Raw genomic sequence first — 14,044 nt, 5'->3', positions numbered from 1 at the left:
GAAACACCACGGTAATTATCGCCACAACACACACCGCTGACGCAATAGATATCTTAATCCTGTAGGACCGGCGACGCGCCTTTTCGGCTTTGAGACTTTTACCCAGGTTTTCGTCAATCGAGTTATAGTTCACGGCTTAGTCCTTCCGGATTTGTCAGGCGACTTTGGTTTCCACTAACTTATTGTCGCGGCACATTTTCGGTGCACTGGTCGTTCTGTCTCGTGAACGGCCGGTTACATTCCCAACCATCACCTCTTCGATTCAAATGAGCGTTTGAAGGGACAAGGATCGCAACGCACTTGTCCCGGTTTGCGCGAAAACCACGTTCGCATTTCCATCCGGAATAAGTTTCAGGCGCGAGGTATGCATGCTGTGGAACTGCCACAGGCTCACAACCGCTCTCCGCTGCCCTGTAACCTCTGAGGCACACCCAACCATCCGCGCTGTTTTTGTCAGTCAGGCGGCCGTTGCTCGGGACATTAATCGCAACACAATCCTGATCCTCCTTACGAAATCCCCAGTTGCAGTGTATTTCCTGCACGCCAAACCGGGTTTCGACGTACCCATTTTGAGGTGCCATCACTTCTTCACAGAGTTCCCCGACACGCTGGAACAGCCGATTGCACTCCCACTGATCTCCGGTTGATGCAAGATAGGCATTTTCAGGAACTCTTATTTCCTCACAGAGTTCTCCGACATTCTGGAAACCGTGATTGCATTCCCAGCCGCTACCATAGGAGCTACCCGTCAAATATGCGTTTTCTGGTACGTCTGTTCTTTGGCACGATCCGTTCTTGTTTTCGAAACCTTCGTCACAAACCGATCCATCGGCATTGCCTGCGACTTGGGCAGGAAGCTGCGTTCCTGAGAGCAACACCAAGAGTGTCGGGATCAGACAAAGAATGCAGCGCGTAAACACGATGAACGACTGATTGAAACTGAGCCTGAGACCTGATCTATCGGGCATCAAGCACGCAATTTAAGAGCCATGTGCTGTTCATACGGCGCCTTCTTTCATGGGTCACGCGATGACTGGAGCACGTCAGGTGACAGTTGCAAATGCTTGCGAGGAACGAGCTCATAGCGAAGACCCCAGCGGAACCCGTTCCTATGCTGAGGCACATGCTACAATTAGTCTGAAGGCCATTGGATTATCGTAACCGGCAGCATCGCGGCAGCGAGTAATTTTTTACCAATACACACTTGTCGTTCCTAGTCTGTGAAGAGTCAAGGACGCACGCTCGTCAAGAAGCGTGTGCTGCGGAATGGTCAATTTTTGAGACCGGCGAGTTATTAGGTGGTTAAGAGAGTAACTGAGAGGCAAAATTCACTTTGGGGCAATTTAGGTTGACAATTCATCTGTGAAATCGCCGGATTTCTTGGGCAACAATCTTGGAGGTGGTGAACGCTCGCCGCTCCAGCCTATTGCCGACACCGAACTAGGAGATTCGCAATTTCTATCGACAGTTTTGCGGACACTGAGATTGGAAGACACCTGGCCGACGCTGCACGTCGTTGCCGCATGGTTTTCTTCACTGGATTACCAGCATCAGGAAAGTCATTCCTGTTGCGTCAGCAGATATCCATTTCGGTCTCCTTGGGACGTCGCGTGCATATTATGCGTTGGGATACAGGTCTCGCGGCGTTTCAGACCGAAGACATACTCGCAAAGTATCCAGATGTTTCGGATGGAACTCATCCGTTGATCCGAAAGGCAGCCGGGCTGTGGGGGCGGAAAGCCCTGGCGCGATGGCTGGCGAAGCATGCCGACCCCACAGACATGATTGTCGGTGAAGTCCCTATCATCGGAAACAGGTTTTCAGAGTTCATCCAGACGCAGCCGGATCAGATTGAGCCTGCCTTAGCTTCAGAGGAAACCAAATTCATTTATCCGGTTCCCACAAAGGGCTTGCGTGCCAATCTCGAAGCTATTCGAAGGTCTACGTTTGCGAACCCTAAACATCCTGATGAGGCCAGGGACGCGCCACCATCCACAATGGAACTGGCTTGGCGTTTGACGTGTGCCAAGGTCGCAGAATTGGGTTTGATCTCTGAAGCGGACAGTCATTCTCCGTACGAGGAGATGATTTATGTGCGGTTTTTTGAGCACCTACTGCAACACCGAAACGCTATCAGAATTGGGGTTGATACAATTTATTCAAATGCCGGTTCAGCCCATGACCTAGATGCGAACGTCTTAGAAATCAGTGCTAGCTCAGGCGAAGTAAAGTACGCAATCGCAGAGGTAGAGACTACTTTTACAGCCGAAGAAGCCGCCCGAGAAGTTGAAAACTGGTATCGGGTGTAGCCCTCGTGCGAAAGTTCGCTCTTTGGCGTTTTGGAAACTGCAAAGTCTAACTGTGAACGTCCGGTTTGGGCTGCCTCCAGTCACTAGTGCGAACAGTGGTGAACGCGGCTTCGAGCCTAGCGCCGGTAACTCGCTGGAGCGGTAAACCCTCCATTCCGAAGTTTTATTGGGCCGCAGCTAGCGGTGATGCCGCCACGGCCCACGTGGTAAAACGTCAATTCGTTGGGGTCACATCGATTAACGTTGGTTCGCGATCACCGCTGGTTTCAAAGACGATCATCTCGCCTCCCATAGCTCCGAAGTCAATCTGCTTCATATCAACCATGTGCACCGTTCGGTCGTACATCGTGTGATAGTAGTAAACGAGGTTCAGGGAGTCCGCAGCGGTTGTGATCTGTGTTGCGCTGTAAAGTAGGTCATCCGACTGCACATCGTCTTAAGCGCCCTCAGCGGCATCGGCAGGAATGTTGAAGTTGTCCAGTATTCGGAATGCCTCGCGTACGGTGTCATAGCCACCTTGCGTCTCCCGCGCTGTCTGGGAAAAGGCGACTGCGCGGACAAACCGGGATGGGGGTGTGAAGTCGCCTGGCAGTCCTATCATACCGCTCCCAGCGCCCAGGGGCGCGAAAGTAACGCCGCTTGCCTCAACTTCGGGAAGCCCAAGAGCCGACAGGTTTACATAGTTGTTTAGGTTCGTCATGTGCCAATCGTAGTTTGGCGAATTGGTGATCACGCCAAGCGGGGCATCGAAAACCGTCAGGTCACCATCAATGTACTCGACGACGATCCTTCCGCCGAACCGGTCAGCAACCAACATATGAAACGGGAATGGAAATCCTAAGGTCTCATCCACGACCCCGACGACACGGACATTCGCCAACCCTGTGGCAGCCTCTTCAACTGTCTCAAATTGGGAAAGGACATAGCTGGCGAGCAAATCGCCGGGAATCGTGTTGCCGGAAAGGTCAGGGTCGTACTCCTGATACTCGGTGAAGCCGGGCAGATAAAACAACCCGGCGGTCAACCCAGCTTCGTTGATCCCATCTGCGGGAGCCCCATGATCCAACATGCTGATACCGACCATTCCAAATCGGCCGGTCCAGTTTGCTCCGTCTTGCCCATCTGGCATTTCGCCTGCGGTATAAGTGAAACCTCGCGGAATAATGTTGATCTTTGTCTCAAGATCGAACGGCCCCCATTCGGCGGTCCTTGCGCGAACGATGCTTCCATCCTGCCCTGTCAACATGATGCCAGTGCATCCCCAGGCCATCGATACTGAAGCCACAAAGGCTATGGTCGCTTTTGGTAATATCCGAAATAACTCGATATGACGCATGGTCGTTCTCCAATTGGACTGATCTGATCTCATGAACTCACTCGACCAAGCTACCACACCGGTTCTCAAGTTGAATGAAGTTTGCATGATCTTCAAATAGGCAAGAAAGTCCGCCTATTCCGTCCGCCGGACTTTGCAAAGTCCGACTCTGAATGTCTGGTTTGGGCTGACTGCGGTCCTTTGGAGTAAATATGCGGATGGCTGCAAAGTCCGCAAAGCGGACACTGGAGCATGCTTCATCGAACGTCTACTCTGCGGACAAAGCCGATGTTCCTCTTCTCCCTTGGACTGCGCTAGTTTTCAGTCCAAGGGGACAATATATGTGCCCAACTTCGACAGACGGTTGTCTTTGAATTCAAGCTGGCGAACCAAGCTTGTTGGGTTCCGATAGAGCTATTGATTGCCAGCGCGGCTAGTGAGTTCTTCCATAACGTTGTCGAGGTTGAAGCTTCCAGGTTTTTGCCTTGGCGGAAACTCCTCGAAGCTTTGCAACCATTGCCCAACATAGGCGGCAGCAGGAGCTATTGCGAACATATGCTCAAGGAACCAACGCTGGTAACCCATAGCGTTCTCTTCTTCGGCTCTCTCGAACGGATCGCTGCGTAAGTTTGAAAGCATGGGTGCGCGCAAAACCTCGAAAGGCGAGAGCCAAACATCAAGTCCATGTGCGTTCTGTTTTAAGAATGTCACCTTGTATTGTTCATAGCGCAAGGCGGCGACGCTACCATCGTCAGTCCAATAGATGAATTCACTGCGTGGCCAATCATCGCTTTCACCTGAGAACGACGGAAGAAGATTGTAGCCGTCCAGATGTGCCTTGTATTGGCGGCCGATGGCTTCAACGCCACCATCGAGTAGCCTTTCTTTGATGTCTGGCTCACCAACAGAAGCCATAATGGTTGGCAACATGTCCGCGTGCGATGCTACGCCATTGATCTTCGACCCTGGCTCGATGACGCCTGGCCACTTGATTACCGTTGGAACACGATAGCCACCTTCCCATTGCGTGTTTTTCTCGCCTCGGAAGGGCGTTGTTCCGCCATCCGGCCATGTAAACGTCTCCGCTCCGTTGTCGGTTGAGTACATAACGACAGTATTCTCGGCGATCCCAAGCTCATCAAGTTTATCAAGTAAAACACCGACGTGCCCATCATGCTCGACCATGCCGTCAGGATAAATTCCAAGTCCTGTCACCCCGTCGGACTCTTCTTTCAGGTGCGTAAAAATGTGCATGCGAGTGGAATTCCACCAAAGGAAGAAAGGCTTGTCCTGTTCAACAGCTCTATCCATGAAGTCCAACGCACTTGCCGTGACTTCTTCGTCAACGGTTTCCATGCGTTTTTTTGTAAGCGGCCCGGTGTCCTCAATCGAACCGTCTGCGGTTGACTTGATTACCCCACGCGGGCCGAAATTCTCTCTAAAGGTTTCATCCTTGGGATAATCAGGATTTTCAGGCTCTTCTTCGGCGTTGAGGTGGTAGAGGTTCCCGAAAAATTCATCGAAACCGTGATTGGTGGGGAGGTGCTCGTCACGATCACCCAAATGGTTTTTGCCAAACTGGCCTGTCATATATCCGTGGTTTTTGAGTAATCCGGCGATGGTGGGATCTTCCACGGGCATGCCCTCAGGTGCGCCGGGAAGGCCGACCTTAGTTAGACCCGTACGAATGGGAGATTGCCCAGTTATGAAAGCCGCTCGACCTGCCGTACAGGACTGCTCTCCGTACCAATCGGTAAAAAGGGCGCCTTCTTTGGCTATACGGTCGATGTTGGGAGTCTGATAGCCCATCATGCCATGGTTGTAGGCACTAATATTCCAAAACCCGATGTCATCTCCCCAAATAATCAGGAAGTTCATAGGAGGTTCATCTTGTGCGCAAACGGCTGTAGCAGTTGCAGCAAATAAGGCCGCGAGTATTGTAGATTTTGTTCTGTATTTCATATTTTTCCTCCCTAAATTTCTTGTCAATGCTGAATAACCTACCACAAATCCGGGACTTTTATCGGAAGCACTAAAGGCTTCAAATATTTCCGGCAGAAACCCGCAAAAGCGTTTGCGGGACCCTTCTTCTGCCGCATTCGGCTCGGTGGGGGCATTCAGTGAAATTTGCTCAAAGTCCGCGTAGCGAACGAAACGGTTATTGATATTGCGTCTTAGATATTTGCAACAAGCATAGTATTCTCTCTGCGAAATATGAGGTTACTAAATGCTCCGTTTAGCGTCTATTTTGACTGTTGCGTATACTGCTGCCGCGTATGCCGAGGACGTCCCAAGCACTCAACCCGGCGACAGAGAATATTCTCCCTACCCACAACAAGACTTTCCCAATCAGGTCTTTTTCGGCGACACTCACTTGCATACCTCTTACTCCACCGATGCTGGTATGATCGGCAATATACTTGACCCTGATGCAGCGTATCGTTTCGCCAAAGGCGAGGTGGTGACATCTAGCACTGGCGTCGAAGCTAGGTTGCGCAGACCATTGGATTTTCTGGTTGTTGCCGATCACGCCGAGAACCTTGGTCTTGCGCCGCTGCTCTCAGCCAAAGATGCCACGCTGCTTTCCACGGAGTTTGGCCAGCAACTGAACGCGGCCGTCGAAGCCGGTGATCCCGTCGGCGCATGGTCCATTTGGAGCCAAGCCAAGTCCACTGGCACAGACCCATTGGCAGATTATCAGGAGATTTACCAAACTGCGTGGAGCAACATTACCTCTGCCGCTGAGGCACACAATCAACCGGGTTTGTTTACTGCGCTTATCGGGTTCGAGTGGACCTCGAACCCACAGCGGAACAACCTACACAGGAATGTCATATTCAACGGTGGCAAAGAGGGCGCTGACAAGATCATCCCGTTCTCGAACTTTGATAGCTTCGACCCCGAAGACCTTTGGGCATGGATGGAACAAGCCGAAGAGAAAACAGGCCAAAAGTTGCTTGCGATCCCGCACAATGGCAATTTGTCAAACGGGTTGATGTTTGACGAAGTGCGCTTGTCGGGCGAACCGTTCGACGTTGAGTATTTCAAACAGCGTGCCAAGTGGGAACCGATCTACGAAATCACGCAAATGAAAGGTGACGGCGAAGCACATCCCATGCTGTCACCAGACGATGAATTTGCCGACTTCGAAACTTGGGACAAAGGACAACTTGGACCAGAGCCCAAAACACCGGAGATGCTTCCGCGCGAGTATGCACGGGCCGCGTTGCGCCGCGGACTTGGATACGAGGCGGCAACTGGGATAAATCCGTTCAAGTTTGGCGTGATCGGCTCAACGGACGCTCATACATCGCTGTCCACGGTTGGCGAGGACAATTTCTTCGGGAAAGTCGCGGCTGTTGAACCTACTGCTGACCCGATCCGTTTTGAAGAGGTCGTCGGCGGTATTGGTGGTGACGAGAGTGTTGCCCAATATGCATGGCAGACTTCGGCGTCGGGTTTGGCGGCCGTTTGGGCAAGGGAAAACACCCGCGAGGCCATTTGGGATGCTTTTGCTCGAAAAGAAGTCTATGCCACCACTGGGCCGCACATGCGTGTTCGCGTTTTTGCAGGATATGAATTCGACGAAACCGACCTGCCACGTGCGGATTTTGCCGCGTATGGATATGAAAATGGCGTCCCGATGGGGGCGGATTTGCCAGTGGACAGTAACGGTCGCTCTCCGCGCTTTCTGGTCCGTGCGCTTCGTGATCCCGATGGGGCGAACCTCGACCGCATTCAGATTGTCAAAGGCTGGCTGAACAGTGACGGTACAACGTCGGAACGTGTTTATGATGTAGCTTGCGGTGGGCGTGAACTTATTAACGCGGCGTGTGACGGCCCTGTTGGCAATACGGTAGACGTAGAAACCGCTTCTTGGACAAACGACATCGGCCAGGCAATTCTCGCCGGATATTGGGAAGACCCGGACTACGACCCAACGCAAAGCGCGTTCTACTACGTGAGAGTGTTGGCAATACCGACACCACGGTGGACGACATATGATGCAAAGGTGTTCGGAACGCAGATCCCTAACGAAGCCCCGCTTTCGCTACAGGAGCGAGCCTACACATCACCAATTTGGTACACACCTCGCAGATGATTTTTTGACAACCCAATACTGCCATTCACATAATTTGCTTCGGGCTCAATGCGGCTGTTTGCTGCAATCCGCGTGAGGGTTTGCTATAGTATATGACCAACGTCCTATCACTTGACATCGAGTTTTGTGTGGTAGGTATCGTGGTATTTCTCCCTCAATTTCCAGTTTATTTCATACTTAACAGGATCTTATGGGCTTAGTTATGCTGACTTCGTCTCCGCCACCTACTATCTGTAGTCGTTCGCGCCGGGTGCCATTCAATCGCTCGCAAGGTTGAGATTTGGCCAGAAAGACCAAAGGCTGTTTCGAGTGCCTGACGTTGCTTGGAGTTTATGCGCCGAAAGGCCGGTATGTCAGTCAACGCGTGATCGACCAGCCATGTGAAAAGGCACTATATGTCGGCCTTCTCTGTACGAAACCTGCGATTCTGAGCAGCGTGTTCCTCTTATGCCTATGGGTGTTAAAGTCACCAGAAATCACGCTAAAATTGCGGATGTCGGAGTTTTGCGGGACACTGTGGCAATTGAAACGTCAGATAACTTGAAAAACAGCCCTTCATATCATGATTTGTGCAGACATTAGGCCCAGAAACATGGAAATCTTAGGCTTATTTGTGTAAACTCACCCCAATTCTGCCGCGTATTTCGGCGGGGGTTACACATGCCACACGACCGCAACATTGGCCAATTCGGGCTTCGATTTGTTGCACTCAGCGTCGCAAGGATCGCTTTATCGGTTCGGGCCAAGCTGCTTGCCGCTTTTCTTGGGATTACCGGGCTGCTTGTCATCCTGGTGTTGTTTGGTTTGTTCGCTTTGCATCAGGCCAATCTGCGGACCGAAGCCATGATGCGCGATCAGGAGAGGATCGCGTTTTTTAACGACACCTACACAACAATTTCCAACCTGAACGCATACATACTGGCCTTGTTCGTTCCACAAAATCTGCAAGACGAAACCAGCCATAATGGGGTGTCTGGTGCCTCGACGAGGTCGATCCAGCACGTCACTGCGGGGTTGGAACGGAATTTGGCGCTGGGTTTTCGCCGGTTCGGGCAACCGGGCATGCCCGATGAAAAGGCTATCGCAAGCCTGCGGGCGGATCTTCAGGAGCTTTTGCCTGCCATCTCAGAGCTTCGGCGCCTGAGCCAAGCAGGGGATTTGACGGCAGCAGCGCGCCATGGTCTGGACCAGTTGTTCGGCCCGCTTCAGGCCATGCAGCGAGAGGCATACACTGTTGCGCAGGACGTTGAGCAAGAGGTGCGCGACCTCGCGGACCTCACATCTCAGGCTTATTTGACCTCGCGCCTGAACATCATGGCAGCGGCGGTTGCCGCCATTGGGATTGCGCTGTTGCTGGGGTATTCGATCTCGTCCTCTCTGCTCTGGCCGATTGAACGCATCCATGCCGCGCTCAGCAAGCTATCCCGTGGCGGGTTTGACAGCCGTATCACGGTGCCCAACCGGGACGAGCTTGGCGAATTGGCCAGCCACGTGAACCAGACCAGCGAAAAACTGGGCGCGCTTTATGGACAGGTCGAGGTGCAAAAGGCGCAATTGGCCGATTGGAACGCCGCATTGGAGTCTCGCGTGGCCAAACAGATCGAAGAGATTGAGCGTACCAACCGTCTTAAACGGTTCCTGCCGGCGCAGGTCGCTGCAATGATTGTCGGAGCCACTGATGAGGCGGATGTGCTGCGCACGCGCAAAGCCGAGATCACGGTCCTTTTTGCTGATCTGCGCGGGTTCACAGCCTTTGCTGCTGCTGCCAGCCCGGATCAGGTTATCGCTGCCCTTAATGCATTCCACGGCACCTGCGGACCGCTGGTCGAGGCGTGTGGCGGCACGCTCGAGCGGTTCTTGGGCGATGGGTTGATGGTCCTGTTCGGCGCACCTGTGCCGCTGGACGACGCGGCACAACGCGCGGTTGATCTGGCCCAAAAAATGCAGGTGGATGTCCGCAGAGTCATGGCCCCGTACCGTGCCGGTCATGGTCTTGGCTTGGGCATCGGCATTGCCACCGGCCCTGCAACGTTGGGCCGGATCGGATTCGAGGGCCGCTTTGACTATTCTGCGATCGGGCCAGCGCCCAATCTGGCGGCGCGCCTATGTGAGATCGCCAGCGATGGTCAGGTTCTGATTTCAAATGCCACGGCGCGGCAGGTTCGGATCAATATGGATCCCGCGGGACCGTTCGATTTGAAAGGCATCGGAAGTCAGGTGGCGGCCTATGAGCTGACAAGCCTGATCAAACCCCGGGCCGCGCTGCCGATGTGACGACAAGCGGCAGCGCGATCAGCCGCCATATCACGCCAAGTCGAGAACCTTGCGGGCGACGCGGAAGCACTCCAGCGCTTGCGGTACGCCGCAATAGATTCCGATCACATGGATGATGGCGCGGATTTCTTCGGGCGAGACGCCGTTGTTGATCGCGCCTTTGCAGTGGATTTCCCATTCATGCATTTTCCCCAGCGCACCGATCATTGACAGATTCATCATCGATCGTGTCTTGGGGTCGATCACATCATCGCCCCAGCCAAATCCCCAGCACCATGCGGTCATGGCCTCTTGGAAGGGGCGGGTAAAGTCATCTGCCGCCGCCAGGTTCTTTTCCACGTATTCCGCGCCCAGCGTGTTCTTGCGCTGCTCAAGCCCTTTTAGGAAAAGGTCTTCGTCAAAAATGTCTGCCATATCGTGTCTCCGGTGTATCAGGCCGTCAGGCGGTGTTTGTAGAGGTGGTCATAGTGGGGTTTCATGCGGCGATACACATGTTTCACCCGGTCCGGCGCGTCCGTGATCGAGATGTGTTTACGAGGCTGTGGTGCCAAACCGGTTGAGTTGGCCAGATTGGCGTGAAATGACCCGCCATCCCACCAACTATGGGCCGAGGGATTGCCACCAGCCTCCCAGGTCAGGGCGTCCGGCAGGAACGGAATACCAACGGCCTGACAGAACCGATCGGTCATATTATGCGGGTTCTCCAACAGGTCGTCGCTGTCAATGACCGGCGGCGGTGTGCCGTTCAGCGCGGTCAGCAAGTCGAACAAGGCGCGTTGTTCGGGAAATCCGACCTCGCCTTCGGCAAAGTCGGGCCATTTATTGTACATTGAAGTGATCGTCTTTGCCGGATCGCGGATCAGGAAGGCATGGTTGAAATTCGCCAGAAAGTCCGCGTCCCACATATGATTGATGTAGTGCGGGAAGTCCTTGATGAACACAGGCCCCTTTTGCGCGCGATCCTGAATGTCGGCCCAGACCGAGTCCAACGTCAGGCCGGGCGTCGTTACATCGCCGGGTTTGAACCTGTGCCAAAGTGGGTCTTCGCCTTGATACCAAGCCTCGCCAAAAGGCTCGTGTAAACAATCCAGATCCCCGCGCTGTCGCATCATCCATTCAAAAGCGGTCGACGTGGACCGGGGCACTGCCCAAAGCGCGAGGATCTTGTGCATGTCGATTGTCCTTTTCGTCAGTTCTGAAGTCGCCTCAGAAGCTGCCCGTAGGGTTTTTCGGGCGCCAGGTTGAGGGACTTGAAAATGCGCCAGTACAGCGCGATGTCGTGACCAATCACCGGCTTTCCCAGGGCAGCCTCAAGCGTGTCGGCCAGATGCAACGGGCGCTGGGGCAGGCCATTTGGCCCGGTGCGGAAATTACACATGCCGTTGATCAGGATTGCATCAGCCTGCGGGGCCTTGTCCGCCACGTATTCAAAGCTTTTTTGGGCAAGGTCACCGTCGAATATCCAGCGATACGAATTGACTTGTTCCTGCGAGTCGAACCACCCTTGATCGTGGAAATTCCCGGCCCAAAGGACGTCAAACCCGGCTTCTTTCAGAAAACCGACCGTACCCTGCCACCATTCGGGCCAGTGATAGGTGGCGTTCAACGCGACCTTTTCGATGTTCATCTCACGCAGAGCTTCGACCATGGCGTAGCCGGCCATGTGGAACTGGATACCGTGCTTGTCTGACAGGTCCGCGCAGTGTTGGCGCACGCCCTCAACCCCCAGACCGCAGGCGTGTACCCAATTCGATCCGACCTGACCGCAGACATCGACCCCGTTTCGGGACATGCAGTGGACAAAATCCTCGAGCATGCCAAAGTTCTGCTTCCGTTGATCCAGCCCATGTACGTAATCCGGGACGTGCAGCATCCAGCCATGAACGCCAACAGTCTCGGGGCACATGCGCAGGAAATCCGACGGTGCCGCGTCAAAGTCGAAGGGCGGGCTGGTGAAGCCGACCTGATAGGGAAACAGCTTATGTTCGGGACGCCAGTCTTCGGGCATTAGCATGAGATTAAGGGTCCTTTCACGGGTCTACCGCTTCGCGCATCCATTGCTGAAGGCGGGCGATCGAGTGTTCCGACATCACCCCACATCCTGGGTCCAGAACCAGAGGGCCGGGCCGGTACCCGCGCGATTTGAGGCCGCGGTGGACGGATTCGACCAACCGAATGTCCTCTTCAACGGTGGTTTCGCGGTCCTGTACCGCCAGTTGCCGGATGACGGCGCTTTCTGATCCGCCCTCGGTGTACCAACCGCGCCAGACGGTGCAGTGATCGGGGTCCTCAGCGCGCCAGTGATAGGTGTTCAGAACGTTGCCCGGGTAGCACTGGAACGAGAACATCGGCCACAAGAACCATGACTGATAGTCGCCCGCATGTGGCACCGTCAGGTCGATGGGATAGGTCATCTTGTCCAGGCTCTGACACTCGGTCGTATGGCGCAGGACATAGCCGCCGCCTGCATCGGGTTGGATGTCATAGGTCTCGGGCTTGACGACGCCCTCGGCAAAGGTGGGGTGGTTGGTCGGGCAATGGTAGCATTCCGAGTAATTCTCGATGCTGACCTTCCAGTTACAGTTCTCGGGGATCTCGACCCATTCCAACGGTTCAAGCTCGTCGATATGCGGAACGAAAGCGCGGATTTCTTCGCGTACGCCGGGGTACCATTCATCCATCGGGGCGGCGTCGTCATCGAGGTTCACAAAGATGAAGCCATTGAAGACCTCGGTGCGGACCGAGGTCAGACAGATTGCGCTGCGGTCGAACCCCGGAACGGATTTGATGTTCGGTCCGGCACGCAACTGGCCGGACAGTTCATAGGTCCACGCATGATAGGGGCACACAACGACGCGCGTATTGCCTGCGCCGGTCACCATCTCGTGGGCGCGGTGCTGACAGACGTTGTAGAAGGTGCGGATTTCACCGTCGCGCCCTCGGACGCAGAACAGGCTCTGCCCGGCGATTTCAAAGGCGAAATAGTCCCCCGCTTCCCGAACCTGAGCTACATGGCCTGCGAATTGCCATGTCCGGGCCAGAAGTCCCTGCATTTCCTGCTCGAAAATCGCCGGGTCTGTGTAATAGCGCGCGTCCAGTGAGTGCGTTAGGGGTGCGTTCATTCGGGCTCCTCCGCGTAGAGGCCAAGTTGGTGTCTGCGTTGGTGAAACCGTTCCACCCGCTCGACGATCTCATCGCTGGAAACCGCGATCACGAAGGACAGCAGCGTTTCCAACAAGGCGATGGTCGAGACGGAGGACGGGAAGAATTGCGGGGTATCTGCGGCGACGACAAAGCCGTGCTGCGCGTTCAGGATGACGGGGCTCGCCGGGCTGTCCGAGATGCCAATGACTGTAAGCCCCTGCAGGCGCGCCAGCTTGATCGCGTCGATCACCTCGGTGCGGTATGGATGGCAGGTGATGGCGATCAGCACGTCCTGCTCATCGGCCCAGGCCAGATCGTCCACCGGGGTCGAGCCGGGACGGGGGATGGCATGGAACTGCTTCATCCCCGTTGAGGCAAGATAGGTGAAATTGCGCGCGTTCGAGTTGTTGACGCCCACACCCAACGTGAAAATCTGGCGGCAGTTCCAGATGTCTTCGGCTGCACTCTTGAGGCTGGCGGCGTCGATTCCGGCGAAGGTCTCTTCGATATTGCGGATCGCGGCCCCGACCATATCCGCATAAAGCCCACCCAGTTCGCCAGACTTTCCAATATCCTGCAACCAACGGGCGCGGTCTGGAAACGACACGCCGCCTTGCCGAATCGCATCGCGGAACGGTGCGCGGAAATCCTCGTACCCTTCAAACCCCACCTGCCGTGCCATGCGGACAAATGTATTGGGTTTGACCTTTGCCGCTTCGGCAATCTCGCGCACGGTCGAAACCCCAACGTCTGTTGGGTTTTCCAGTACGTAACGCGCAGCCTTCTGCGCCTCGGGCGTGAGGGCATCCCACTCTTGGCTGAGGCGGTCGAGAACGATTGATGATACATTTGTGTCATTCATGATTGACGATGGTACAAATGTGGAATTAGCCTGTCGAG

The 14,044-nt window shown here is 54.5% G+C and carries 11 protein-coding genes; 3 read left to right on the top strand and 8 right to left on the bottom strand.

The features are described from left to right. Window positions 1–179: 179 nt before the first annotated feature. Window positions 180–968 (bottom strand): hypothetical protein, encoded by a 789-nt coding sequence (locus GOV53_RS18635; RefSeq protein WP_170469277.1) that lies wholly within the window; start codon window positions 966–968, stop codon window positions 180–182. A gap of 555 nt (window positions 969–1,523) precedes the next feature. Here GOV53_RS18635 and GOV53_RS18630 point away from each other — a divergent pair. After that, entirely contained in the window at window positions 1,524–2,309 is a 786-nt protein-coding gene (locus GOV53_RS18630; protein ID WP_170469274.1) for a hypothetical protein, read from the top strand. A 436-nt stretch (window positions 2,310–2,745) separates the two neighbouring features. Here the strand turns inward: GOV53_RS18630 and GOV53_RS18625 are convergent, their stop codons facing one another. Both GOV53_RS18625 and GOV53_RS18620 read right to left on the bottom strand, forming a co-directional pair. Further along, window positions 2,746–3,645: a linear amide C-N hydrolase gene (locus tag GOV53_RS18625; RefSeq protein WP_170469271.1), complete on the bottom strand. Its 900-nt coding sequence runs from the start codon at window positions 3,643–3,645 to the stop codon at window positions 2,746–2,748. 393 nt (window positions 3,646–4,038) lie between these two features. Continuing rightward, window positions 4,039–5,586: an arylsulfatase gene (locus GOV53_RS18620; RefSeq protein WP_170469268.1), complete on the bottom strand. Its 1,548-nt coding sequence runs from the start codon at window positions 5,584–5,586 to the stop codon at window positions 4,039–4,041. A 265-nt stretch (window positions 5,587–5,851) separates the two neighbouring features. On the opposite strand from GOV53_RS18620, the gene GOV53_RS18615 reads away from it, so the two are divergent. Together GOV53_RS18615 and GOV53_RS18610 are read left to right on the top strand one after the other, a co-directional pair. Then, window positions 5,852–7,726 (top strand): DUF3604 domain-containing protein, encoded by a 1,875-nt coding sequence (locus tag GOV53_RS18615; protein WP_170469265.1) that lies wholly within the window; start codon window positions 5,852–5,854, stop codon window positions 7,724–7,726. A 660-nt stretch (window positions 7,727–8,386) separates the two neighbouring features. After that, window positions 8,387–10,000 carry an adenylate/guanylate cyclase domain-containing protein gene (locus GOV53_RS18610; protein WP_170469262.1) on the top strand — a complete coding sequence of 538 codons (1,614 nt, stop codon included), beginning with the start codon at window positions 8,387–8,389 and terminating at the stop codon, window positions 9,998–10,000. 30 nt (window positions 10,001–10,030) lie between these two features. On the opposite strand, the gene GOV53_RS18605 is transcribed toward GOV53_RS18610, so the two are convergent. The 5 genes from GOV53_RS18605 to GOV53_RS18585 are packed head-to-tail and all read right to left on the bottom strand — an operon-like array spanning window position 10,031 to window position 14,006. After that, window positions 10,031–10,414 carry a carboxymuconolactone decarboxylase family protein gene (locus tag GOV53_RS18605; protein WP_170469258.1) on the bottom strand — a complete coding sequence of 128 codons (384 nt, stop codon included), beginning with the start codon at window positions 10,412–10,414 and terminating at the stop codon, window positions 10,031–10,033. 17 nt (window positions 10,415–10,431) lie between these two features. Continuing rightward, window positions 10,432–11,172, bottom strand: coding sequence for a sulfotransferase family protein (locus GOV53_RS18600; RefSeq protein ID WP_170469255.1), 741 nt, complete (start codon window positions 11,170–11,172; stop codon window positions 10,432–10,434). A 17-nt stretch (window positions 11,173–11,189) separates the two neighbouring features. Next, window positions 11,190–12,014 carry a hypothetical protein gene (locus tag GOV53_RS18595; RefSeq protein ID WP_170469252.1) on the bottom strand — a complete coding sequence of 275 codons (825 nt, stop codon included), beginning with the start codon at window positions 12,012–12,014 and terminating at the stop codon, window positions 11,190–11,192. A gap of 16 nt (window positions 12,015–12,030) precedes the next feature. Then, window positions 12,031–13,122, bottom strand: a complete 1,092-nt coding sequence (locus GOV53_RS18590) for an aromatic ring-hydroxylating oxygenase subunit alpha (RefSeq protein WP_170469249.1) — start codon at window positions 13,120–13,122, stop codon at window positions 12,031–12,033. After that, window positions 13,119–14,006 (bottom strand): MurR/RpiR family transcriptional regulator, encoded by an 888-nt coding sequence (locus GOV53_RS18585; RefSeq protein WP_170469246.1) that lies wholly within the window; start codon window positions 14,004–14,006, stop codon window positions 13,119–13,121. Before GOV53_RS18585 ends, GOV53_RS18590 begins: the two co-directional genes overlap by 4 nt. Between the last annotated feature and the right edge of the window lie 38 nt (window positions 14,007–14,044).

The organism is Ruegeria arenilitoris (genome assembly GCF_013035315.1).
In the GTDB taxonomy this organism is placed as follows: domain Bacteria; phylum Pseudomonadota; class Alphaproteobacteria; order Rhodobacterales; family Rhodobacteraceae; genus Ruegeria; species Ruegeria arenilitoris_D.
The sequence above is the reverse complement of the archived record's forward strand: the minus strand, read 5'-3'. Positions and strand labels throughout refer to the sequence as shown.

Coding starts and splice junctions, on each gene's coding strand:
- GOV53_RS18635 (WP_170469277.1), bottom strand. CDS start 968: ATGCCCGATAGATCAGGTCTCAGGCTCAGTTTCAATCAGTCGTTCATC.
- GOV53_RS18630 (WP_170469274.1), top strand. CDS start 1,524: ATGGTTTTCTTCACTGGATTACCAGCATCAGGAAAGTCATTCCTGTTG.
- GOV53_RS18625 (WP_170469271.1), bottom strand. CDS start 3,645: ATGCGTCATATCGAGTTATTTCGGATATTACCAAAAGCGACCATAGCC.
- GOV53_RS18620 (WP_170469268.1), bottom strand. CDS start 5,586: ATGAAATACAGAACAAAATCTACAATACTCGCGGCCTTATTTGCTGCA.
- GOV53_RS18615 (WP_170469265.1), top strand. CDS start 5,852: ATGCTCCGTTTAGCGTCTATTTTGACTGTTGCGTATACTGCTGCCGCG.
- GOV53_RS18610 (WP_170469262.1), top strand. CDS start 8,387: ATGCCACACGACCGCAACATTGGCCAATTCGGGCTTCGATTTGTTGCA.
- GOV53_RS18605 (WP_170469258.1), bottom strand. CDS start 10,414: ATGGCAGACATTTTTGACGAAGACCTTTTCCTAAAAGGGCTTGAGCAG.
- GOV53_RS18600 (WP_170469255.1), bottom strand. CDS start 11,172: ATGCACAAGATCCTCGCGCTTTGGGCAGTGCCCCGGTCCACGTCGACC.
- GOV53_RS18595 (WP_170469252.1), bottom strand. CDS start 12,014: ATGCTAATGCCCGAAGACTGGCGTCCCGAACATAAGCTGTTTCCCTAT.
- GOV53_RS18590 (WP_170469249.1), bottom strand. CDS start 13,122: ATGAACGCACCCCTAACGCACTCACTGGACGCGCGCTATTACACAGAC.
- GOV53_RS18585 (WP_170469246.1), bottom strand. CDS start 14,006: ATGAATGACACAAATGTATCATCAATCGTTCTCGACCGCCTCAGCCAA.